Source organism: Nonlabens xylanidelens (genome assembly GCF_002934445.1).
Lineage (GTDB): Bacteria > Bacteroidota > Bacteroidia > Flavobacteriales > Flavobacteriaceae > Nonlabens > Nonlabens xylanidelens.
The window spans coordinates 448,513-472,270 of the sequence record NZ_PTJE01000002.1 but is presented as its reverse complement, the minus strand read 5'-3'; the positions used below and the strand labels follow the sequence as shown (position 1 = coordinate 472,270).

Sequence of the window (23,758 nt, the reverse complement as noted above, 5' to 3'; positions counted from 1 at the left end):
GTAAAAAAGTTTATTTCTTTTCTTCACGATTAAAGTAAACTAGATAGTAATACATCTGTTTTTCTTCGTCCCATCCTTTTTCAATAAACTTATCTGCACTATCAGGATTAGTAAAGTCCATTTTTATTTGAACATGAGTGTCTAGATTAATAACACTTTTTATTCCTTTACGAGCTGCACTTACGGCAGTGTTAGAGATAGGAAAACTAGACACATCTTCTATAGAGTGTTTTGCACCTTGATCTACTTTATAATTTTTAAATTCTGGAATTAGATCTGGGTTATCTAATGTTTCATTTAAAAAGGCAGATTCTTCAAAAGTGTCATTTTTTGCAAAATGATTTACTGCACGATTCATAAACATTACTTCTTCCTTCTTATCCTCTGCAGGTAGAACTACGTCTTTTGCAAAGTCTTGACAAAATTTCAAATATTTCTTAGTAAAGAAGTTTTCATCTTCAAAAACATCTACACCTAGGAAACTCTCTAGCCAGTATTTTGCATCATAACGGTTAGAATCTACAGAAAGGATTTTGTACCCTACTTCTTCTTCGACATTAAATATGATGGCACCTTTATCAAGTTTATTTAAGTTCACTCCTTGTTGTAAGATCATCTTTAAATCAGACTCTCCTTCTTCAAATTGTAAAAACTCTTGTTTTATCTCACTCTTAAAAATACCTATTGCATCAGTTTTATTGTTGTCCACCATTACATTATCAAAGTAACATATGTATATCTCACCACTTCTTATGTGTGGATGGTCTGACTGCTGGTATAAGTGTTTTGCCATCTTTTTACTATTTTCTAGTAAAGAAGCTGGTGTTGAGAATATCGCTTTCGCGTAAGCGTACATCTCATGAAACTCTAAGTCATCTTCATGTGTGAAACTATAATAAGCCTCTTCTTTAGAGCGGAAAGATTTTAAAAAATATTCCTTTAAAAGAGAATGCATCTCGTCATCTAGCGGTGTGGTGTTATCTGACGTAAGAAGGTGTTCTCCTTTATTCTTATTACCTACACGATGTATGGCTAGGTTTTCAATTCTAGTGTTAAATAAATTAATCATAGGCTAGTATAGGTCGTTTTCGTCAAAGGAATGCTCATCATAGAACTCGTCATCACCATCATCTATATCACCACGATATTCTTCTTCTCCATCTTCATGAAAACGAGGGTCTGCTTCAAACTCTTTGTCAGGAGCGTTATCAGGTAATTCACCGACAGAAAATATTACCTGTGGATAGGCTGTTCCAGATACATTACTAACAATATCTGCTAGTTCTACAGAGAACGTCCATAGACTTAAGAAGTCATAAATATAGATCATCCTAGTCTTAGTTTTACTCATGGCGTTTTCTAATAAAGTGTCGGCCATTTTCTTAACTGGTGCCATACCGCCACTCATATCAAATAGGCAATACTCTTCACCTTGATTCCATTCTTCATCACTGGCATAGAAACTAGCCATTTCATCTCCTTCTAGTTGAAAGGACTGTACAATAACGTTGTGAAACTCTTCAAGTGTGCTGTTAGCATCAATTTCTATGTCTCTAAAACAGTCGTCATTTGCATCAAGAAGAACTCTTAATCTATAGATCATTTACTTCAATTTTTAAGGATGGCAAAGATATGAATTTTGAACCTGATCTATGTTATTATGATTAGTAGGAATTTCAGTATTTAACCTGTTAAATAACATGGGGAAAATAAGTTCTATTATATTATGGATAAGTACATTTCTAAATGTTGTTAACTGATTTAAAAACATCTACTACTTTTTGCGCTTTTTCTACATCAGTATCTAGAATGTATAGTTCTACACTTTCTGCTGTGGTGCCAAAACCGGCTAGTCTACCAGATTCTTGATTGTTTTTTATAATAGAAGGTATGTTTTGTTCTTCTAGTAATTGTGCTAGTCTGTTAATTGTTATAGCACTTGCTGTGTATATTCTTACTTGTTCTGCCATGAGTATGTTGTTTAATGCTTTTATTTAAAACGTTAGATTGATAGATATAGTTCATGGAAAGCTCAAATATTTGATAAGAATTTCATAAAAAAAACTCTCGTAATCTTGTTAAGGATTATGAGAGTTTTATTTCTATATAAATAATGGTTTACATTTTTTATTTATTTAAGAATGAAGAATACATCCATACTAGTTTTTCTTGTGAGCTTATGTAATCACTCATTAAGGCGCTAGTACCTTCGTCGTCAGCATCAGAAGAAAGGGATAGTAATTCACGTTGAAGGATAATTATAGTTTGAAAAGAAGATAAAATGTCTTCTACAGCTACAATACCATCACTTACTTGTGCACTTTCTTTAATTTGAGAAGCAGCTCTATAATCTGCATAATTGTGTTTAGGAGTGTGACCTAGTGTCAGGATTCTTTCAGCAACTTCATCTATTTTAAGAACAAGGTCATTGTATAATTCTTCAAATTTTACGTGTAGTTCAAAAAACTTTTCTCCTTTAATATTCCAGTGATAACCTCTGGTGTTTTGATAGAATATGGAGTAATTAGCTAGAAGTTCATTTAATTTTTCAGCTAGTTCTTTTGCTTTGTCGCTGTCGAGTCCTATTAAGTTGGTATTTTTCATGGTGTATAATTTTAATATTGTGTGGGTTCTTAATTATTTGATATAAAGTTAGTCTTTATCTATAGTAACTTATGTGACACATGTTACTTATCGTGCTGTTTATATTATGATTTTAGTGCGACCCTTAATCGCATCCATAAATAGAACTGTACGCCTAAGATTAAAGAGGCGATAACTAAATGAACTGCCTGAGAACCAAAAGGAAAATCTAGGTAATTCATAAAAACACCGCTTAAAATGGTGATGACAAATAAACTTGCTAGCAGATAGTATGGAGTTTTAGGATGTTGAAATTTCTGTATCATCTGGTAGAAAAACCAAATATGTGCGATTACTAATAAAATAGAGTAACTTCTATGTATAATAAAAACTAACGGTCCATTTTCTAACCATGTAGAGCTTAATGGATAGCCTAGTAAATCTACTTGATGGTCTATAAACTGTCTAACTTGTGTCCCCATTGCTACTTGTACGAGAGTTAGAATAATAAGTAAAGCAGCAAATTGAGCCATTTTCTTATTAGATTTAAAACGGTAATCAATAGGTTTTACCTCATGTAATAGATAAATCAATAATCCTACGATAAGCAACGCTACTATCATATGAAAGGTGATCAATGCTGGAGATAAATGAGTGTCTACAACTATTTTACCTATGACAGCCTGCACCACCATGGATATTACAGCCACAAAGCTTAAAATAGTTATCCATGGTCTCTTCTTTATATAACGCAATGAAAATATAAACATGATCAAAACTACCAGACCACCTAGTGCGCCTACCAGTCGGTTAACATACTCCGTCCAGGTGTGGTAAACATTAAAAAGAGCATAGTCATGTTTAGTATAAGGCTCCCAATTTTTTTCAGAAAAGGTTTTTGTAGAGAAAAAATCATCTTTGGCTACACGCAGTTCTTCGTCTACTATAATCACCATTCCTTCTTTGTACGGTGTTTCTGGTGAGAACTCTATTTGAGATTGCTCTGTCGGTGGTATTAAATAACCAAAACACTTAGGCCAGTCTGGACATCCCATACCGCTACCAGTCATGCGCACCACAGCGCCAGCGATAACTATAAGATAAATTAGTAAGATGCTGAGAGATAGCCACTGACGGTATCTTTTTTCTGAGAAGAAATTTTGAATAGTTTTATTCATTGCAATCGTTTCTTTTGTAACCTTTTTAATTAATGTAACCTATCACCACGTACTTCTAGATCGCTTATAAAGCTAGCTTCATAATCTAACCAGTAGTTCCAGCGTACCATGACGTCATCTTCAGGAAAATGCATTTTTGCAAGTTCTAAAAAGAGTTTGTAATGAGAGGCTTCGGCAACCATAAATTTATAATAGAACTCTTGTAAATCTGTATCATCTAGATTTTGCCATAATGTTTTAAAACGCTCACAACTGCGAGCTTCTATCATGGCACAAATAAGCAGTTGATCTAGAAAATACCCTTCACGGCTTTGGCCTTTTTTCTTTCCTTTGACCAGTTTTTTTACATATTCATCCTGTCTTTGTAAACCTAGTTCCAGACCTCGTTCTTTTAACTTTGCAATAACCATTCTAAAATGGCCCCATTCTTCAGTAACTACAGGTGATAAGAGTTCTACAATACCTTCACGTTCAGAATATTGTTGTATTAACGATATAATATTACTTGTTGCCTTTTGTTCACAAAAAGCATGGTCGGTAAGAATGTGTTGTAGGCTTATGGTAGAAATATCTGCCCATCGTGGATCAGTGGGTAATTTAAGACCTAGTGTAAATTTCTTTTCGGCTTTCATTTTCATACTACAAAGGTCGTGAACCCTGTGGATTTATAACAAGAATTGTTAACTTTTCATTCTATTAAATTATATGCACTAGGTAAACGGTTATCTCTACTTAAATACCGTTAAATAAGTTGCTCCTATAAAAATAAAAAGGGTACATTTAAGTGCTTAATATAAAATATACTATCATGACCACCAGAGAAGTAGCAAACCAACTAGTAGCATACTGCCGTAATAATGAAGAGCATAAAGCTTATGAAGAGTTGTACAGTCCAGAAATAACCAGTGTAGAAATGTCAGAGCCTATGAAAGAAGTAAAAGGTTTTGATGGTTTACAGAAAAAAGGGCAGTGGTGGAAAGAAAATTTTGAAGTACATGGCAATAAGGTGTCAGATCCTGTAGTTGCAGACGGTCATTTTGCTGTTACCTTCTGGATGGATACGACGCACAAACCTAGCGGTCATCGTTCTCAAATGAATGAAATAGGAGTGTATCAGGTAAAAAACGGTAAAATATGGAGAGAGCAATTTTTCTATGATACAGAAGAATAAATTTAATTCTATCGCTTTAAATTATCTTGTTTTTTTGATGGAGAACTCGCTTTCGCGAAAGCGGAAACAACATCATAACCAGTACCGTAAAACAGTCTCTGTAGTAGCAATAAAATTCTGCGACTAAAAAACTATCTTTGCAGCCCTTAAATCATAACAGAATATGCCCGTAGAGACAGCTACAAAATCAGTCGCTTTTTACACATTAGGTTGTAAACTTAATTTTAGTGAGACCAGTACCATTGCACGTTCTTTTGAACAAGAAGGTTTTGGTAGAGTAGACTTTGAAGAAAAAGCAGATATCTATGTGGTGAATACCTGCAGTGTTACAGAAAATGCAGATAAACGTTTTAAATCTGTGGTTAAAAAAGCGCAGAAGGTAAATGAAGATGCTTTTGTTATAGCAGTAGGTTGTTATGCGCAATTAAAACCAGAAGAACTGGCCGCTGTAGATGGCGTAGATCTTGTTCTAGGTGCTACAGAAAAATTTAAAATTACCGATTATCTTAATCAGCTGTCTAAGGAAGAACCAGCACAAGTACATTCTTGTGAAATAGATGAGGCAGATTTTTACGTAGGATCTTACTCTATAGGTGATAGAACTAGGGCTTTTCTAAAAGTGCAAGACGGTTGTGATTATAAATGTACATACTGCACCATACCGCTAGCTCGTGGAATCTCGCGTAGTGATACTTTACAAAATGTAATGGATAATGCAAGACAGATAAGCGAGCAAGGGATTAAAGAAATAGTCCTTACAGGTGTTAATATAGGTGATTATGGAAAAGGCGAGCACGGTAATAAACGTCATGAGCATACTTTTCTAGATCTAGTTCACGCACTAGATACAGTAAAAGGAATAGAGCGTTTACGTATTTCTTCTATAGAACCTAACTTATTGAAGAATGAGACTATAGAATTTGTCTCTGGAGCAAATGCCTTTGTGCCTCATTTCCATATACCATTACAAGTCGGTAATAACGAGTTGTTAGGTAAGATGAAGCGTCGCTATAATCGAGAGTTATATACAGATCGTGTCAGTAAGATTAAAGAAGTGATGCCAGACTGTTGTATAGGTGTAGATGTGATAGTAGGATTTCCAGGAGAGACAGACGACCATTTTCTAGATACTTATAATTATTTAAGTGAACTAGATCTCTCATATCTACATGTATTCACGTATTCAGAAAGAGAAAACACACCAGCCGCTACTATGGAAGGTGCTGTACCTATTAACGTACGTAAAAAAAGATCTAAAATGCTACGTGGTCTGTCTGTAAAGAAACGTCGTTCTTTTTATGAAAGTCAGTTAGGGAAGACTAAAACAGTATTATGGGAAGCAGAGAATAAAGAGGGCTTTATTCATGGATTTACAGAGAATTATGTAAAAGTAAAAACTTACTGGAATCCAGAATTTGTAAACCAATTGCACAATGTGAAACTATTATCCATAGAAGAAGATGGAATAGTACGCATAGAGGCAATAGATTAAACTTTAAAATACCTTACTTCACATAAAAATAAATTAAACTTGCAAGCGTTATTCATTTGCAGTTATTGAAAAACCATTGATGCGTCACTTGTTTCTTGTTATTTTGTTATGTTCCGCTTTCGCGAAAGCGCAAATAGGAGGAAAATCTACATACCAGTTCTTAAACTTGGTATCTGGAACAAAGCAAGCAGCTCTAGGTGGTAGGGTACTTACTGCTGTAGATTATGATCCTACGTCGGGAATCCTGAATCCGGCAACTATTAATCCTAAAATGGATAATCAGTTACAGGTCAATTATGTCAATTATTTAGGAGATGTAAATTATGGTACTGCTAGTTATGCTTATACCTGGGATAGACACGTGCAAACCTTTCATGCCGGTGTTACTTACTTAAATTACGGGAAATTTGATGGTTTTGACGAGCAAGGTAACTCTACCGGAGAATTCGGTGGTAGTGAGGTGGCCGTCTCTATGGGTTATGCTTATAATATACCGTGGTCTGACTTTTATGTAGGGGCTAACTTGAAATTCATTTCTTCAAAATTAGATATCTACACATCCTTTGGTGGAGCGGTAGATATAGGTTTCTTATATTATAATGAAGATAAGGCTATACGTGCAGCGGTAGTTGTACGTAATCTAGGGACACAATTTACACCTTATAATGAGATTTATGAAGATCTTCCTTTGGAGATATCGGCTGGTTTTTCTAATAACATGAAGTACCTTCCTTTAAGACTGCACGTCACTCTAGAGAATTTACAACAATGGAATATAGCCTTTGTTAATGAGGCAAACGCGCAAACAGATCTAGATGGTAATGTGACAGATGAGAAACCTGGATTTATTAACAATGCTTTGAGACATACTGTATTAGGATTAGAGATTTTTCCAGAACAAGTTTTTGAAGTACGTTTAGGATACAGTTTTAGAAGAGCCGAAGAATTGCGCATAGAGAACACGAGAGCTTTTTCTGGTGTGAGTGCTGGTTTTTCTTTAAAAATGAATAATTTAAGATTTAGTTACACACATGCTAGGTATACACTAGCGTCACATACGAGCCTTTTTGGGGTTAATATAAATTTGCAATAAATGAGTAAGAAAATTACAATCGCTATAGATGGACATTCTAGTACTGGTAAAAGTACAGCAGCAAAACAACTTGCTGTAAAATTGCAATATGTCTATGTAGATACTGGTGCGATGTATAGAGCGGTTTCTTTTTACGCTTTACGCGAAAACTTGCTCGCAAAAGGTTCTTTAGATATTGAAAAGCTAGTTGAATCTTTACCAGATATTCACATCAGTTTTAAATACAATAAAGACACAGATCGTGCAGATGTGTATTTAAATGGTGAGAATATAGAAAAGCAAATACGCACGCTGGAAGTAAGTGGTATAGTAAGTAAAGTAGCAGAAATATCTGAAGTGCGTGCAAAGCTGGTAGAACAACAAAAAGCAATGGGTGAGGAGAAAGGTATCGTTATGGATGGTCGTGACATAGGAAGTGTTGTTTTTCCAGATGCAGAGCTTAAAGTATTTATGACCGCAGCACCAGAAGTACGTGCACAAAGACGTTATGCAGAGTTGCTAGAAAGAGGTGATGACGTCTCCCTAGAAGAAGTGCTAGAAAATGTAATAGGAAGAGATCATATAGATTCTACAAGAGAAGATAGTCCACTTATTCAATTACCAGAAGCAAAATTATTAGATACTTCAAAAATGACGAGAGAAGAACAATTTGAATTGTTAGTCTCTTGGGCTGAGATTGCTGTTGAAAAAGCTTAGTTCTTTTTCTATAATCGCATCAAGCCATTTGAATTGCTCCTTTGGTGTTGCCTTTTTTGTCTCTAGGTTAACCTATTTCCCCTTGGTTAGAAAGTTATTATTCTTAAAACTTTAATTGATTAGAATTCTTGAGTTTAAATTTTTCATCTTTATTATGTCCAGGTGGGAAATTTGGGCTTTTAATACCGAATGGGCCTGAACCATTTTTCTTATAATAATATTCATCAGGATTATCAGAGTATCGTCCTGCGCATAATAAATTGAATGTTGTAAATTTTCGATCTACTTTACATACTGAAATATCTATCCATACGGGAACTTTGTTTTTTCTACATAATATATCGACAACTTCGTTCTCATTAAGGTTGAAAAATCTTTTATCATTATCCTCTGGATAAAAATCAAACTGTTCCATAGCAGGATCATCATTTGAATAATTTAAAATAATATCATATCTAAAATCTGATTTTAATTTATCCTTTACAAATCTTTTTGCAAAACGATATGAAACAAAACTAGCTCCAAGCAATAGGTATAAAAACTCTGGTTTCTTCATGACTATTTCTTAATCACACTTTCATAAATCTGCACCCATTCCTGCGGTGTCATTTTTTGACATAATTCTGCAATAAGATCTAGTGGGATATTATCTACCTTCTTAAAACGAATACAGCTTTTCCCCATGTCCAGTTTGTACTTAGAATGTTTGGAGTATTCTGCCTTAAACCATTCCATCAATTCTGGATTTGCATAAATACCAGAGTGATATAAAGCGATAAAATTCTTTTGAGAAGCGATATTTATAAATGGTAATGGCGTCCATTCTTTACCTACGTGGTAACCTGGTTCATAAACTTCTTTAGGAACATAATAGCCCAGCATACCATAAAGCATTCCTTCTTCAAATCCTGCAGGTAAGTTTTTAAGAACAACATCACGTAAATCACTTATAGGTTGCAAACGATCTTCTGGAAGGTTTTTTAAGTACTCTTGAGCTGTGGTTGCTTTTGAAGTCATAGTTGTAAATTAGAATTTAAAAATAAAATTACTTTTCATTTCCTTAAATCAGCTGGAATAATATCTCTAAAGCGTTTTATGAATTCAAATAAATTTTTGAAATTCTCTTCTTTTGTAGTTATTATCAAATGAGGAGTAGTTCTCATATGTCCAATATTTTCTTTTGAGTTTTTCAAAAGAGTAACAGACTTGATCTCTAACGGTGGAATATTGTTGAATTCTTTTTTATTTATGAAAATACCATCTAGAGAGATTAATCTACCATCAATTAATTGTGGTGTAATTGAGTTTTCCATGTTCTTTCTTGCCATTAACAAATCTCTTAATGGTAAGTAATTAATCGGTATAGTGAAAGCGCCAAAACATTTCATATAAACACCTTGATATCCTATGTAGGTGTATGGTGCTATCATTTTCATCTTTGTTTTTATGATAGTATCATTTTCTACTACAACTTGATTTGAAAAATGTCCGTCATATTTAAAATTTAATGTGTCTCCTGTGGCAGCTAGTATGTTGTAATTTCCATCAAAATCTGTTGATGTTGTTTTATTTGTTTTATGAATTGATATGGTTGCTCCAAGTAAGCTGCCATTATTATCATGTACAGTTCCACTAATTTTTTGCTGACTGTAAGAGAATAATGATATGATAATAAATAAGAAAGAGATTGATTTCATAATAAGTATTTTAAATATATAAATAACCTCACAGATCAAGAACATACTTCTGGCTTTTAAGCTGTTCTTTTTATTTGATCTGCGAGGTTGAATTATTTAATTACCAGAGTAAGAGAGGCTTTCGTTCCTATAAGCTTGGTATGCTTCTACAAGCCTTATAAATTCGGCACGATAACCGTCTTCATCTTTACCTTTACCTTTTTTAGCAAGTTGGATCACATCTTCCAGAGTAGTTTCATTATAATACTTAGAATGCCTCAATTGCATGCCAAACATGGCAACTGCTGCTGCAAACTGCATGTTGTCATCTGCTCTAGTTGTTTTGTTTTTTTGAATAAATTCCATAAGTGTGCTTTTTTCTCGAGCTGGTTTTTTATAGCGCAGTTTTACTGTAAATAATTCCTTATTAAAATCCTTAGAAAAAGAGGTGTCAGTATATTTTAAATCGGTCAGTTCTTTTAGATGTTTGCTGTCTTTTCCTGTAGGGATGATTTCATATAACGAGGTTACTGTATGACCTATTCCTAGTTCGCCAGCATCTTTAGTGTCATCTATAAAATCTTCGGTTGCTAGCAATCTGTTTTCATATCCTATCAATCTATATGCTAGCACATTCTTAGGATTGAATTCTACTTGTAGTTTTACATCTTTGGCAATGGTGTATAAACTTCCGTTAAACTCTTTGCCGAAAACCTTACGTGCTTCCTGAATGTTATCAATGTAAGCGTGATTTCCATTTCCTTTATCGGCTAATGTTTCTAGTTTAGAATCTTGATAATTGCCATAACCCATTCCTAGAACCGATAAGAACACACCGCTCTTTCTTTTTTCTTCGATAAGTTTTTCCATCGCTTTGTCGCTGGATGCTCCTACGTTAAAATCTCCATCTGTAGCTAGAATCACTCGATTGTTTCCGTCTTTAATAAAGTTTTCTTGCGCTACTTTATAAGCAAGTTCTATTCCTTGTCCGCCAGCGGTAGAGCCACCTGCATTGAGGTTTTCTAGTGAGTTAATAATCGTTTCCTTGTCAGCGCCAGAAGTAGGTTTTAATACAATTCCTGCAGCACCTGCATACACAACTATCGAGACTTTGTCTTTTTCTCTTAATTGTTGCACTAATATTTTAAAAGCAGATTTCAATAAAGGCAATTTGTTTTGATCTGACATAGAACCAGAAACATCTATTAAAAATGTCAAGTGTGATGCAGGTAATTGATCTTTATTTACGTCCTTTCCTTGCAAACCTATTTTCACTAGTTGTGTCTCTCTATTCCATGGTGTTTTTGATACTGCAGTATGAACGGCAAATGGATGATCTCCCGTAGGCTGATCATAATCATAGTTAAAATAATTAATCATCTCTTCAATTTTTACGGCATCAGGAGTAACGGTCTGTCCGTTGTTAATCATACGGCGCACATTACTATAAGAAGCTTTATCAACATCAATAGAAAAAGTGGAAAGAGGAGCGTTACCTACTCGAGTAAATTCGTTTTCTTCAATGTTCTTATAGGATTCATTTGCAAATAGATCTCTTAGTTGATGTATCACTACAGCGGCTTCATTCAGTTTTACATCATTCTCCGTATTGATAAGAATGACTCCATTTGTCCCGCGATTTCCATAAATGGCAGTAGCAGAAGCATCTTTTAAAACCTCAATACTAGATATATCGGTAGGATCTAAGCTGTTTAATTCTTTTTCTGTTATCATCCTGCCATTCATAACAATAAGAGGCTGATTTGCTGAATTGTTAGAAGCCATTCCACGTACACGTATAGAAGTGTTTGCTCCTGGTTGGCCATTCGAATTTTGAATATGTACTCCTGCTACTTGACCAGATAAGCGTTGTATAACACTTGCATTAGGTCTGGCGGTTATGGTGGAAGATGCTGCATAATTCTTACTTTTAATATGGTTGCTATATCCCACTACTACAACAGCATCAAGACTAGTTTGCATCACCACATTAATAATAGTCTGGTTGCCTACTACAATTTCTTGAGTATCGTAACCAGTGTAACTAAATACGATAACATCTTCAGGACTTGCTTCTATAGAATAGTTACCATCAAAATCGCTGGTAGTATTTGCTTTGCCACCTTTGATGGAAATAGTGGCACCTAAAAGACCGCCATCTGAATCGGTTATCTTACCGGTTATGTTTTTTGCATAACAACTCATCGCTGTTATAACAATTGCTGTAAAAAGTAGTAGTTTTTTCATGGGATTTGGTTTTAAATGTTGATTAAAATTAGCTTTCCGAGTTGCTTTAAAAAACAGTGAATGAGTGAAAGCCTCTTTTCAATGAGTAAAAACTATACTAGATATAGATAAATGGATGTTTGGTACGCTTTCGCGAAAGCGTAATTAAAACAACATTTTCATAGACTTAAGTATTGTTAATGATTAAAAAAGGATGTACTTTTGCAAACCCAAATCGAGAATAAGGAAACCGGTTGGGAATCAAATATTTATATAACTCTTCTTTAAAAGGTTCTATAAGTTTCCGCTACTTTTTTAGAATACAAATTTTAATCAGCAACCTATTATGGCTGAAAATCAAACAAACAAAGAGTGGGACGCTTCACAAGATGGTGTAGCAGACGCTCAAACTGAGAAAAAAACTCCAGTAATTACTTCTCCACAACAAGAAGATCCTGCTGCATTTCTAGACTCTTTTGACTGGGAACGTTATAGTGAAGGAATCGAAAAAGTTGATGAGGAGCAATTAAAGGCTTTTGAAAAATTAGTATCTGACAACTTTGTTGACACTATCGATACTGATGTAATTGAAGGTGTAGTTATCAAGATTACTGATCGTGATGCTATCATTGATATTAACGCAAAGTCTGAAGGTGCTATTTCTCTTAACGAATTCCGTTACAACCAGAACCTTAAAGAAGGTGATAAGGTTGAAGTTCTTGTAGATGTACGTGAAGATGCGACTGGACAATTGATCCTTTCTCACCGTAAAGCACGTCTTATCAAGGCTTGGGAACGCGTTAACAATGCACATGACACTGGCGAAATCGTAAACGGTTACGTTAAATGTCGTACTAAAGGTGGTATGATCGTAGATGTATTCGGTATCGAAGCATTCTTACCAGGTTCACAAATTGATGTGAAGCCTATCCGTGATTATGACCAGTACGTAGATAAAACAATGGAATTTAAAGTTGTGAAAATCAACCACGAATTCAAAAACGTTGTAGTATCTCACAAAGCGCTTATCGAAGCAGATATCGAAGAGCAGAAGAAAGAAATTATCTCTCGTCTAGAAAAAGGACAGGTACTTGAAGGTGTTGTTAAAAACATTACTTCTTACGGTGTATTTGTTGATCTAGGTGGTGTTGATGGACTTGTTCACATTACTGACCTTTCTTGGTCACGTATCAACCACCCTAATGAGGTTGTAGAACTAGATCAGACACTTAACGTGGTAATCCTTGACTTTGACGAAGATAAATCTCGTATCCAATTAGGTCTTAAGCAATTAGAAGCTCACCCATGGGAAGCTCTTTCTGACAAGATCAAAACTGGAGATAAAGTAAAAGGTAAAGTAGTTGTTATTGCTGATTACGGTGCATTTGTAGAAGTAGAAGAAGGAGTTGAAGGACTTGTTCACGTTTCTGAAATGTCATGGTCTACGCACTTAAGAAGTGCTGGTGACTTCGTAAAAGTAGGTGATATCATCGATGCTGAGGTTCTTACTATTGATAGAGAAGATCGTAAGATGTCTCTAGGTATGAAGCAACTTCACCCAGATCCATGGACTGACATTACTACTAAGTATCCTGTAGGTTCTAAGCACTCTGGTACAGTAAGAAACTTTACTAACTTCGGTGTATTTGTAGAACTTGAAGAAGGTGTTGATGGATTAATTTACATCTCTGACCTTTCTTGGACTAAGAAAGTGAAGCACCCATCTGAATTCTGTGCAGTAGGAGATACACTAGAAGTAGTGGTTCTTGAACTAGACGTAGAAGGACGTAAATTATCTCTAGGTCATAAGCAAACTATGCCTAACCCATGGGATAAGTACGAAGGTGAATTCGGTGTAGGAACAACTCACGATATTGAAATTACTGAAACTGTAGACAAAGGTGCTGTAGTTAACTTTAATGAAGATATCTCTGTGTTTATTCCAACACGTCACTTAGAAAAAGAAGATGGTTCTAAATTGAAGAAAGGTGAGAAGGCGCAAATCCAGATCATTGAATTCAACAAAGAATTTAAGCGTGTAGTAGGTTCTCACATGATTCTTCATAAAGAAGAAGAAGCTAAGAATGTACAACAAGCAGCTGCTAAGTCTGCTGAAGAGTCTAAGCCTACATTAGGTGATGCAAACTCTAAGTTACAAGCACTTAAAGATAGAATGGAAGGTAAGAACTAGTAATAGTTTTTAAATTCTAAACCTTAAAACCCTTATCAGTTTTCTGATAAGGGTTTTTTTTATGTCTTTTTTTTATTCGATTATAAAGATGCTGGTTGTGTGATAGTACACAGTTAAAATATAAATGTGGTCACGTATTTGATAGTTGGCCTTACAGATACTAAGTTTTTTAACGAGATTTATGCTTTTGTTTTGTGGTTAATAGGAGGCATTTTTATGTAAACTTCCTTTTTTATTTCAATAAATAAAATACAGACTTTAAGGACAGTTCAAAATACTTATCTTTGCTAGTATAGGCAGTAATTTTACTGCTATAATTTTGAAATTAAATTGGTTTCATGAGTCAAAAATTACTTCTCGACGCCGCAGCTCTGGATATTATACTTCACAGATTAGCTTGCCAATTAATTGAAAATCACGACACATTTGAAAATACGGCCCTTGTAGGTTTACAGCCTAGAGGTAGTTTTTTACTGAATAGACTTGCTGAAATTTTAAAAACCAACTATAAGATTAAAAACTTAAAAACTGGTTTGTTAGATATTACTTTCTATAGAGATGATTTCAGAAGAAATGATGAGCCATTAAAAGCAAATTCTACAGAGATTAATTTTTTAGTAGAAAATAAGCGTGTAGTCATTGTGGATGATGTGTTATATACTGGTAGAAGCATACGCGCAGCACTTACAGCTTTGCAATCTTTTGGTAGGCCAGATACTATAGAGTTGTTAACTCTTATCGATAGAAGATTTTCTAGACATTTACCTATACAGCCAGATTATAATGGCAGACAGGTAGATGCAATAAATAATCAAAAAGTAAAAGTGCTCTGGAAAGAGAATGGAGGAGAAGATGCTGTTTACCTTTTAAAAAATGAAGACTAATGAGTGAGTTGAGTGTTGATAATGTTTTAGGGATTAAATACCTTACCGTTGAGGATATCAATTTAATTCACAAAACTGCAGATCAGTTTAAAGAAGTGATCAACAGGCCTATTAAAAAGGTTCCTTCTTTAAGAGATATTACCATAGCAAATCTCTTTTTTGAAAACTCTACAAGAACAAAACTGTCTTTTGAACTTGCTGAAAAAAGATTGAGTGCAGATGTGATTAACTTCAGTGCGGCACAAAGTTCAGTTAAGAAAGGAGAGACCTTAGTTGATACAGTAAATAATATTCTAGCTATGAAGGTAGATCTAGTCGTTATGAGGCATCCTCATCCTGGTGCTGGAGTCTTTCTTTCTAAGCATGTAGACGCTAGAATAGTAAATGCAGGAGATGGCGCTCATGAGCATCCTACTCAAGCGTTACTGGATAGTTATTCCATAAGAGAAAAATTAGGTAGTCTTAAAGGTAAGAAAGTAGTTATAGTGGGAGATATTTTACACAGCCGTGTAGCGTTATCAAACATTTACTGTCTTAAGAAACTAGGAGCCGAGGTTATGGTTTGTGGTCCTGCGACTCTTTTACCTAAACATATTGAATCTCTAGGGGTGAAAGTAGAGCTTAATCTCAAAAAAGCTCTAGAATGGTGTGATGTAGCAAATATGCTACGCGTTCAAAACGAGCGTATGGATATTTCTTATTTCCCAAGTGTTAGAGAATATGTGCAGCAATACGGTGTAAATCGAGAATTGTTAGACAGTCTTAAAAAAGATATTGTAATCATGCACCCTGGACCTATTAATAGAGGTGTAGAAATTACAAGTGACGTCGCAGACTCTGATCAAGCTATTATTTTGAATCAGGTAGAAAATGGTGTCGCTATTAGAATGGCAGTTTTATATTTAGTAGCTGCAAAAATTAGAAGAAATGATTAGTGAAGAACACGATAAGTATATAGTACTAAAAGATGAGCGAGATGATATTAAAGATTTCGCTTCATTTTTAAACCGAATAAATGACCAATTTACTGGTAAGAATGTAGTCGTTGATCTACTACAGTATGATAAAGCATCTTTAATGGATTTAATTTCCTTTTTAGAATTGAGTAATAATCACAGGGCTTCTAAGCAATCTTTTGTAATGGTAAATACTGCCATTTCTATAGATGAGATTCCAGAAGAGTTAATGATTGTGCCTACTATTCAAGAAGCACAAGATGTGATAGAGATGGAAGAGATTGAACGCGATCTAGGCTTTTAGATCTATTTACCATGACGCTGCAGCGGTACCTTCTATTTGCTCTAAAACGCTATTTATAGTATTAAAACACACAATTTGAAATTAACAATACTTGGTTGTCACAGCGCAACACCTCGAGATAACGCACGTCCTACGGCTCAAATTCTAGAGATGAAAGGTCATTTATTTCTCATAGATTGTGGAGAAGGTACGCAAATGGCGTTGCGTAAAAATCGTATTAAGTTTGCTCGTATCAAGCATATTTTTATTTCACATTTACATGGCGATCATGTATATGGATTGATAGGTTTAATTTCTACATTTTGTTTATTAAGTCGTGATTCTGAGTTAACTATTTATGGTCCTAAAGGGATTAAAGAGTTAATTCTTATTCAATTAAAGTTAGCAAAGGTATATACAGCTTTTGATTTACGCTTTCGCGAAAGCGTAGAAAACATCCCACAACTTCTACTAGAAGATGATTCTCTAACAGTAACAACTATACCACTGGAGCATCGCGTATTTACACACGGTTTCTTATTTCAAGAAAAGCCAGGTGACAGGCGTCTGGATATAGTCGCTTGTGAAGAATATGGAGTAGATCAGGCCTATTATCGTAAAGTAAAACAAGGTCATGATGTTACTTTAGATAACGGTGAAGTCATCGCAAATGAAGAGTTGACTATGGATGGTGATAAGCCTAAAAGTTATGCATTTTGTAGCGATACGGTTTATAAAGAAGACATTGTACCGCAAATTACAGGAGTTACAGCTTTGTATCATGAAAGCACCTTTTTAAAAGCACATGAAAATCTTTGTGACAGAACAAAACACAGCACGGCAGAGCAGGCTGCAACTATCGCTTTAAAGGCAAAGGTTGGGACACTTATATTAGGTCATTATTCATCACGTTATGGTGATTATGAGCTCTTCAGGTCAGAGGCCAGAGAAGTCTTTGAGAACAGTGAGCTAGCGATGGATGGAAAAGTGTTTGAGTTTAGTAATCCAAAATTGTAAAATCTAAAAAACATGAGATTTATTGTTTTACTTTTTTTAATTCTCTTAGTAAGTTGTTCAAAAAAGGAACAAAAATTCATTCCCAGTCAGGAAATGAAATCTATCTACAATCAAGAAGAATTAGCAGATATACAAACGCTCGTGGAGCTGTTTAATTCTAGAGTTTGTGAAAGTCAAAATGATTTAAGTTGTTATCGTGGTGTTTTAAGAGATATCGATGGAGATATGTGTGTTTTATTTGAGATGTTTGATGATACTGTTTCTGATAAAGTTGGTGATTTTATTTCTAAACACCCAAATGTTATTTGGAGTGAGTGTAGGTCGACTTTATACGCAGTAAATCAAGATTATCAATCACCTTGTATTTCGCCAGAAACAAAATTTGCTTCATATTTATCAAATTTGAATAATGATTTGAAAATTGTGAAAACTATGGAAAAAGAGCTTGATGAATCAGGTTTTTTAGATATTAACTGGTGGCTTAGTGAATACTATATTTTAACTGAGTTGAACAGGTCAGATTTGAGAAATCCCAATATAAATTTTTTTATAGCAATAGGAGTATTAGGGGGGTATTATGATTATCAATTGCAATTAGAGTTAGGTGTTGACTATTTCGACACAAGTGATCTGAGATTTTAAAACGAATAAAGCCCGATCGCGAGATCGGGCTTTATTATTTTATCCAGTTTCTTAAATCTAGAATTAAATCTTCTTCATTTGCTGCTTCATCATTTTTATCTGATCGGCTAGCATTCCTTGTTTATCTAGTTTCTTTGCTTCACTAAGTAGGGCAGTAGCTTCACGTTTGCGACGCTTCATCATAGAGATACCTGCTAGGTTTAATTTGGCAACCGCAAGATCTTGATCCATGTTAAGACCTAATGCGATAGCTTTTTTAAAGTATTTCTCAGCTTTGGTCATGTTTTCTTGAGAAATCATAAGACCGTGTAAATAGTTATAATAACCTTGTTGCTTTTGTACTAGAGCAGCTTCTGGATCTGTTATTTTATCTAACCATTTTTTTGCACCTGGAAAATCTTGCTTTCTTAAACGATTAAATGCAAGTAAGATCATCTCGTTTTTAAAGTAAAGAAATATGAAGATTCCTGAAAATAAGATTAAGAAAATCCCTGTAAGGATCTCGTTTCTAGTAAATTGATATATGGCATATGCTACAATAATAGCAGTGATAACCAGTTTGATGTTTTTGTTAAACATTATAGGTGTGTTTTGAAGTTTGCAAAGATAAGGATTTAAGGAGTTTTTGTTTTCAGGAAAGGGTAGTGTTTTATTCTGTAAATGGATATAACCTTTAAAAGTAAAGTGATTAAAGTCTTTTGTCGGTTACTGCAAATTCAAATATAAATTACCGTTTTTGAAGGGTAGAAGTAATATTATGTTTTAAACTATATACAATAAGATTGGATAGACAGAATAGTAAACTATAGTAAAGAGTCTTAAGTATAATAGTCTAGACAAGGAATAGATACAAAGCTGTCGCTAGATAAGAACTGAACTGGTAGTTTTAAAATTTTATTACTTAGCTATTAGATAGGTATTGATCTTATCATTATCTTTAAAGCTGAAAATGAAACTGATTAGGAATTAGTAGAAAAATATTTTCAAAAAAAGTGAATTTCCTGTTGTAAGTAAAATAAGAGTTGTTATATTTGCAGCCGATTAAAATCTAAGGTTTAAAGCCTTTTTATTATATAGATACAGATTTCAAGCTATGGCACAGAAAAGAACATACCAACCAAGTAAAAGGAAAAGAAGAAACAAGCACGGTTTCAGAGAGCGCATGGCTTCTGCAAACGGTCGTAAAGTTCTTGCTCGTCGCCGAGCTAAAGGACGTAAAAAATTATCTGTTTCTACTGAAAGAAGACACAAAAGATAATATGATTTATCTTTAATTATACTTTAGGCGTTAATTCATTAGAATTGACGCCTTTTTTTGTACCCTATTACCAAATTACCTAAGTCCCATAAAATCACTTTATAATGCCAAAAAGAAAAGACCTCAAATCCATTTTATTAATAGGTAGCGGGCCTATAATCATAGGTCAAGCGTGTGAGTTTGATTATGCAGGTTCTCAATCTTTAAGATCTCTAAGAGAAGAAGGAATAGAGACCATTTTAATTAATTCAAATCCGGCAACTATCATGACTGACCCTTCTATGGCAGATCATGTGTACCTTTTACCATTAACAACTACTTCACTTAAACAAATCCTTAAAGAGCACCCACAAATTGATGCTGTACTTCCTACTATGGGTGGACAGACAGCGTTAAATCTTTGTATTGAGGCGCAGGAAAAAGGTATTTGGGAAGATCATAACGTAGATATGATCGGTGTAGATATCGATGCAATTAACATTACTGAGGACAGAGAGAAATTCAGATTGTTGATGGGTGAAATAGGAGTAGGTATGGCGCCACAAGCCACTGCTACTTCTTTCTTAAAAGGAAAGGAAATTGCTCAAGAATTTGGTTTTCCTTTATGTATACGTTCTTCTTTTACTCTAGGCGGTGCTGGTGCAGCTATTGTCCATAATGAAGAAGATTATGACGAATTATTAACCGTAGGTTTAGAGGTTTCTCCTATTCACGAGGTAATGATCGATAAAGCCTTACTGGGCTGGAAAGAATATGAATTAGAATTACTACGCGATAAAAACGATAACGTAGTTATTATATGTACTATTGAAAATATGGATCCTATGGGAATCCATACAGGAGATTCTATTACAGTAGCTCCTGCCATGACGCTATCAGACCGCACTTTCCAGAAAATGCGTGACATGGCTATCCACATGATGCGTAGTATAGGTGAATTTGAAGGTGGATGTAACGTACAGTTTGCAGTAAGTCCAGATGAGAAAGAAGAGATTATCGCTATCGAGATCAACCCTCGTGTATCTAGATCTTCTGCACTAGCAAGTAAAGCGACAGGTTACCCTATTGCAAAAATTGCTACTAAACTAGCGCTAGGTTACACACTAGACGAGTTAAATAATCAAATTACCGGTAATACATCGGCATTGTTTGAGCCTACTTTAGATTATGTAATTGTAAAAATCCCACGTTGGAACTTTGATAAGTTTGAAGGATCTGATCGTACTCTAGGTCTTCAGATGAAAGCCGTAGGAGAGGTAATGGGAATAGGTCGTTCTTTCCAAGAAGCACTTCATAAAGCGACACAGTCACTAGAAATTAAACGTAATGGTTTAGGAGCAGACGGTAAAGGTTATACGGATTATAATCAGGTGATTGAAAAACTAACTAACGCAAGTTGGGATCGTGTTTTTGCACTATATGATGCCGTAGCTATGGGAATCTCATTAGATAGAATCTTTGAGATTACTAAAATAGACATGTGGTACTTAAAGCAGTTTGAAGAACTCTTCTTATTAGAAAAAGAAATAGGGAAGTATGATGTGGGCACGCTTTCGCGAAAGCTACTACTAGAAGCAAAACAAAAAGGATTTGCAGACCGCCAGATCGCGCATATGTTAGGATGTCTCGAGTCAGAGGTATATAATTTACGTGAGGAAATGAAAATCAATAGAGTTTATAAACTCGTTGATACTTGTGCGGCAGAATTTAAAGCAGATACACCATATTATTACTCCACATTTGAGGCAGATATAGAAACTGCAGATGGAGAGCGCTACGTGCAAAATGAAAGCGTGGTATCTGACAAAAAGAAAGTAATTGTTCTAGGTTCTGGTCCTAACCGTATCGGACAGGGAATAGAATTTGACTACTGTTGTGTGCATGGAGTTTATGCAGCTCAAGAATGTGGTTATGAAACGATCATGATTAACTGTAATCCAGAAACGGTTTCAACCGATTTTGATACGGCAGATAAATTATATTTTGAACCTGTATTTTGGGAACATATTTATGACATTATACGTCATGAAAAGCCAGAAGGTGTAATAGTTCAACTAGGTGGACAGACGGCTTTAAAGCTAGCTGAAAAACTAGAACGTTACGGTATTAAGATTTTAGGAACTAGTTATAAAGCTCTAGATCTTGCCGAAGATCGTGGGTTGTTCTCTGAAATGTTACTTAAGAATAACATTCCTTTCCCTGAATTTGCAACAGCAACTACACCAGCTGAGGCTCTTCAAGTAGCTGAGAAATTAGATTTTCCTATCTTAGTTAGACCTTCTTATGTATTAGGTGGTCAAGGGATGAAAATCGTTATCAATAAAGACGAGTTAGAAGAGCACGTTGTAGATATCTTAAAAAAGATACCTAACAATGTACTTTTATTAGACCATTATCTGGATGGAGCGATAGAGGCAGAGGCAGACGCAATTTGTGACGGAGAGAATGTTTACATTATTGGTATAATGGAGCATATAGAGCCATGTGGTGTCCATTCTGGAGATTCAAATGCGTTGTTACCACCATTTAACCTAGGTGACCTGGTAATGCAGCAAATTAAAGATCATACTAAGAAGATAGCACTTGCGCTAGATACAGTAGGGTTGATTAACATACAGTTTGCGATCAAGGATGAAAAAGTATACATCATTGAAGCAAATCCAAGAGCATCTCGTACAGTTCCATTTATTGCCAAAGCCTACAAAGAGCCTTATGTAAACTATGCTACAAAGGTTATGTTAGGTCATAATAAGGTAACTGACTTTGATTTTAATCCACAATTAGATGGTTATGCGATCAAGCAACCAGTATTCTCTTTCAATAAGTTTCCTAACGTAGATAAACGTCTAGGACCAGAAATGAAATCTACTGGAGAAAGTATCTTATTTATAGACAGTCTTAAAGACGATGCTTTTTATGACTTGTACGCAAGACGTAGAATGTATTTGAGTAAGTAATTTACTTATGCAGGTGTCAAACTGAGCTTGTCGAAGTTGATTTAATATTTGGATTTCAACTCGTCTTCGACAAGCTCAGACTGACAACAGTATTATAAATCAAAGCCCTAAAAGTTTGAAGCTTTTAGGGCTTTTTGTTTTAAGTTGTGGTTTCGCTTTCGCGAAAGATATACTAGTTCGAATACAGTCGATAAATATTATCATCACGAGATTATAAAAAGTTTTAATTTTCGTATTGTTAGTAAGAATTGACATGGCAACTATTCGTGTTTGCATAGTCTAAATCAGTTCCTGATGGTTTAATTTATTGAGTAAAGACTAATTAATTGTCTATATTTATGTTCAATTTTTAATAACTATGAAGATATACGATGGATCATTTAGTAGCGGTATAACGTTAGACCCAACATTAGTTCAAAGATATGAAGTTGGCACATTAGTGATTATTTCTTTTTTTCTAATTTACGTTTATTTTAAGGTAAAAAAACAAACCTATGAACAGTTTGTTGAATCAAATACTCCAAGACAGGATAAAGACTTTTCTTACCTTACTAAGGATATTTTAATGCAACCAAGAAGTTTTGAACATGAATTGAAAGGTAGTACTAAAGGTTTTTCTTTTCCAATCATTTCTTGGAACAAATATTTTAATAATAGAGTTTACTTCTTCTTAATCATCGTTTTGATTTATTATTTGCTGTTTAAAGATATATAGTCTTAATTTAATAGTTTAAAATATTTTATATCCTAACTTGAAACCTAAAGTTAAATTAGGTCTTATAAAATTGCCAGGTTCAATATAAAGGCCTTCTATTAAAGTATCTTCATTATCTTCTGTAGTACTAATATTATCAAGTTCTTCTGGACTAATTCCACTTGCAGTTGAGTTTAGAAAACGGACTCCAAGACCTACATAGAAGTCAATTACTAAATGTTTACTTATAGATGTTGTTTCACCAAATTTAATTGTGTAAACATTTGATTTTCTATTCAATGAATAGTTTTTTACAAATGATTCTTGATCGGGAAAAGAAATTTGATCATCTAAACCAAAGGTGACGTTTTTATATTGATACTCTAAGGCGATGTAATTTCCAAAAACACGCTCTTTATTCAAGTAATACTTAAAGGTTAATTTGATTAAGTAACCAGTTTGTCCGCGTTTAAATTCGCCATCAATGTCTAAATAATGTCCGTATTCTAATCCAAGCGCATAATTTTTATAAAGTTTTATGTCAACTGTTGGACGAATTGATATACCATCAAAAACATCAATTAATGATAGTGGTGCGATACCTGCTATAAGATTGAATTCTTTTTGATCATTTTCTAATTGATTTTGAGAATTAATCAAATTAAAAGTCAAAAGTATTAAAAGTAAAATATGTCGTTTGTTATTCATTAATACTTCTTAAAACTCATTAATTAAATGTTTTCGAGATGGTAAAGGTTACG

Annotated in this window: 25 protein-coding genes; 13 read left to right on the top strand and 12 right to left on the bottom strand. The window is 34.4% G+C overall.

Annotated elements, in window-relative coordinates; genetic code table 11:
- Positions 1–10 precede the first annotated feature (10 nt).
- From LY01_RS07275 to LY01_RS07250, 6 genes are all read right to left on the bottom strand, one after another.
- Complete coding sequence (locus tag LY01_RS07275; RefSeq protein WP_104515163.1) at positions 11–1,069, bottom strand: nucleoid-associated protein; 1,059 nt, start codon at positions 1,067–1,069, stop codon at positions 11–13.
- A gap of 3 nt (positions 1,070–1,072) precedes the next feature.
- Entirely contained in the window at positions 1,073–1,603 is a 531-nt protein-coding gene (locus LY01_RS07270; protein ID WP_104515162.1) for an IS1096 element passenger TnpR family protein, read from the bottom strand.
- A 139-nt stretch (positions 1,604–1,742) separates the two neighbouring features.
- Complete coding sequence (locus LY01_RS07265; protein ID WP_104515161.1) at positions 1,743–1,970, bottom strand: putative signal transducing protein; 228 nt, start codon at positions 1,968–1,970, stop codon at positions 1,743–1,745.
- 157 nt (positions 1,971–2,127) lie between these two features.
- On the bottom strand, positions 2,128–2,604 hold the full coding sequence (locus tag LY01_RS07260) for a Dps family protein (protein WP_104515160.1): 477 nt from the start codon (positions 2,602–2,604) through the stop codon (positions 2,128–2,130).
- Between the two features lie 104 nt (positions 2,605–2,708).
- On the bottom strand, positions 2,709–3,761 hold the full coding sequence (locus LY01_RS07255) for a COX15/CtaA family protein (RefSeq protein ID WP_104515159.1): 1,053 nt from the start codon (positions 3,759–3,761) through the stop codon (positions 2,709–2,711).
- 29 nt (positions 3,762–3,790) lie between these two features.
- Positions 3,791–4,399, bottom strand: a complete 609-nt coding sequence (locus LY01_RS07250) for a tRNA-(ms[2]io[6]A)-hydroxylase (protein ID WP_104515158.1) — start codon at positions 4,397–4,399, stop codon at positions 3,791–3,793.
- Between the two features lie 170 nt (positions 4,400–4,569).
- Here LY01_RS07250 and LY01_RS07245 point away from each other — a divergent pair, with 170 nt between their 5' ends.
- The 4 genes from LY01_RS07245 (at position 4,570) to cmk (ending at position 8,213) form a co-directional block, all read left to right on the top strand.
- The gene (locus LY01_RS07245) at positions 4,570–4,932 is read left to right on the top strand and encodes a nuclear transport factor 2 family protein (RefSeq protein WP_104515157.1); all 363 of its coding nucleotides are present in this window, start codon (positions 4,570–4,572) and stop codon (positions 4,930–4,932) included.
- A 163-nt stretch (positions 4,933–5,095) separates the two neighbouring features.
- Positions 5,096–6,424, top strand: coding sequence for a tRNA (N(6)-L-threonylcarbamoyladenosine(37)-C(2))-methylthiotransferase MtaB (gene mtaB / locus LY01_RS07240; RefSeq protein ID WP_104515156.1), 1,329 nt, complete (start codon positions 5,096–5,098; stop codon positions 6,422–6,424).
- A 79-nt stretch (positions 6,425–6,503) separates the two neighbouring features.
- Positions 6,504–7,517, top strand: a complete 1,014-nt coding sequence (gene porQ, locus LY01_RS07235; protein ID WP_104515155.1) for a type IX secretion system protein PorQ — start codon at positions 6,504–6,506, stop codon at positions 7,515–7,517.
- On the top strand, positions 7,518–8,213 hold the full coding sequence (cmk, locus tag LY01_RS07230; protein WP_104515154.1) for a (d)CMP kinase: 696 nt from the start codon (positions 7,518–7,520) through the stop codon (positions 8,211–8,213).
- A 103-nt stretch (positions 8,214–8,316) separates the two neighbouring features.
- On the opposite strand, the gene LY01_RS07225 is transcribed toward cmk, so the two are convergent.
- From LY01_RS07225 to LY01_RS07210, 4 genes are all read right to left on the bottom strand, one after another.
- Complete coding sequence (locus LY01_RS07225; RefSeq protein ID WP_104515153.1) at positions 8,317–8,769, bottom strand: hypothetical protein; 453 nt, start codon at positions 8,767–8,769, stop codon at positions 8,317–8,319.
- 2 nt (positions 8,770–8,771) lie between these two features.
- Positions 8,772–9,230, bottom strand: a complete 459-nt coding sequence (locus tag LY01_RS07220) for a DUF1801 domain-containing protein (protein ID WP_104515152.1) — start codon at positions 9,228–9,230, stop codon at positions 8,772–8,774.
- A gap of 35 nt (positions 9,231–9,265) precedes the next feature.
- Positions 9,266–9,910: a carboxypeptidase-like regulatory domain-containing protein gene (locus LY01_RS07215; protein WP_170034549.1), complete on the bottom strand. Its 645-nt coding sequence runs from the start codon at positions 9,908–9,910 to the stop codon at positions 9,266–9,268.
- 96 nt (positions 9,911–10,006) lie between these two features.
- Complete coding sequence (locus LY01_RS07210) at positions 10,007–12,136, bottom strand: vWA domain-containing protein (RefSeq protein ID WP_104515150.1); 2,130 nt, start codon at positions 12,134–12,136, stop codon at positions 10,007–10,009.
- Positions 12,137–12,461: 325 nt separating this feature from the next.
- On the opposite strand from LY01_RS07210, the gene rpsA reads away from it, so the two are divergent.
- The 6 genes from rpsA (at position 12,462) to LY01_RS07180 (ending at position 18,088) form a co-directional block, all read left to right on the top strand.
- Positions 12,462–14,306, top strand: coding sequence for a 30S ribosomal protein S1 (rpsA, locus tag LY01_RS07205; RefSeq protein ID WP_104515149.1), 1,845 nt, complete (start codon positions 12,462–12,464; stop codon positions 14,304–14,306).
- Positions 14,307–14,644: 338 nt separating this feature from the next.
- Positions 14,645–15,190, top strand: coding sequence for a bifunctional pyr operon transcriptional regulator/uracil phosphoribosyltransferase PyrR (pyrR, locus tag LY01_RS07200; RefSeq protein WP_104515148.1), 546 nt, complete (start codon positions 14,645–14,647; stop codon positions 15,188–15,190).
- Positions 15,190–16,125 (top strand): aspartate carbamoyltransferase catalytic subunit, encoded by a 936-nt coding sequence (locus LY01_RS07195; RefSeq protein ID WP_104515147.1) that lies wholly within the window; start codon positions 15,190–15,192, stop codon positions 16,123–16,125. The genes pyrR and LY01_RS07195 overlap by 1 nt, the downstream gene beginning before the upstream one ends.
- A complete protein-coding gene (locus LY01_RS07190; protein ID WP_104515146.1) occupies positions 16,118–16,450 on the top strand; it encodes a ribonuclease Z in 333 nt (110 codons plus the stop codon). The genes LY01_RS07195 and LY01_RS07190 overlap by 8 nt, the downstream gene beginning before the upstream one ends.
- A 75-nt stretch (positions 16,451–16,525) precedes the next feature.
- Positions 16,526–17,446: a ribonuclease Z gene (locus tag LY01_RS07185; RefSeq protein ID WP_104515145.1), complete on the top strand. Its 921-nt coding sequence runs from the start codon at positions 16,526–16,528 to the stop codon at positions 17,444–17,446.
- A gap of 12 nt (positions 17,447–17,458) precedes the next feature.
- Entirely contained in the window at positions 17,459–18,088 is a 630-nt protein-coding gene (locus tag LY01_RS07180) for a hypothetical protein (RefSeq protein ID WP_104515144.1), read from the top strand.
- Positions 18,089–18,151: 63 nt separating this feature from the next.
- On the opposite strand, the gene LY01_RS07175 is transcribed toward LY01_RS07180, so the two are convergent.
- On the bottom strand, positions 18,152–18,667 hold the full coding sequence (locus LY01_RS07175) for a tetratricopeptide repeat protein (protein ID WP_104515143.1): 516 nt from the start codon (positions 18,665–18,667) through the stop codon (positions 18,152–18,154).
- Positions 18,668–19,181: 514 nt separating this feature from the next.
- Here LY01_RS07175 and rpmH point away from each other — a divergent pair.
- From rpmH to LY01_RS07160, 3 genes are all read left to right on the top strand, one after another.
- A complete protein-coding gene (rpmH, locus tag LY01_RS07170) occupies positions 19,182–19,346 on the top strand; it encodes a 50S ribosomal protein L34 (RefSeq protein WP_082438615.1) in 165 nt (54 codons plus the stop codon).
- A 104-nt stretch (positions 19,347–19,450) separates the two neighbouring features.
- Positions 19,451–22,303, top strand: a complete 2,853-nt coding sequence (gene carB, locus LY01_RS07165; protein ID WP_104515142.1) for a carbamoyl-phosphate synthase large subunit — start codon at positions 19,451–19,453, stop codon at positions 22,301–22,303.
- 358 nt (positions 22,304–22,661) lie between these two features.
- Positions 22,662–23,018 (top strand): hypothetical protein, encoded by a 357-nt coding sequence (locus LY01_RS07160; RefSeq protein ID WP_104515141.1) that lies wholly within the window; start codon positions 22,662–22,664, stop codon positions 23,016–23,018.
- 15 nt (positions 23,019–23,033) lie between these two features.
- On the opposite strand, the gene LY01_RS07155 is transcribed toward LY01_RS07160, so the two are convergent.
- On the bottom strand, positions 23,034–23,705 hold the full coding sequence (locus LY01_RS07155; RefSeq protein ID WP_146080383.1) for a hypothetical protein: 672 nt from the start codon (positions 23,703–23,705) through the stop codon (positions 23,034–23,036).
- Positions 23,706–23,758: the final 53 nt, after the last annotated feature.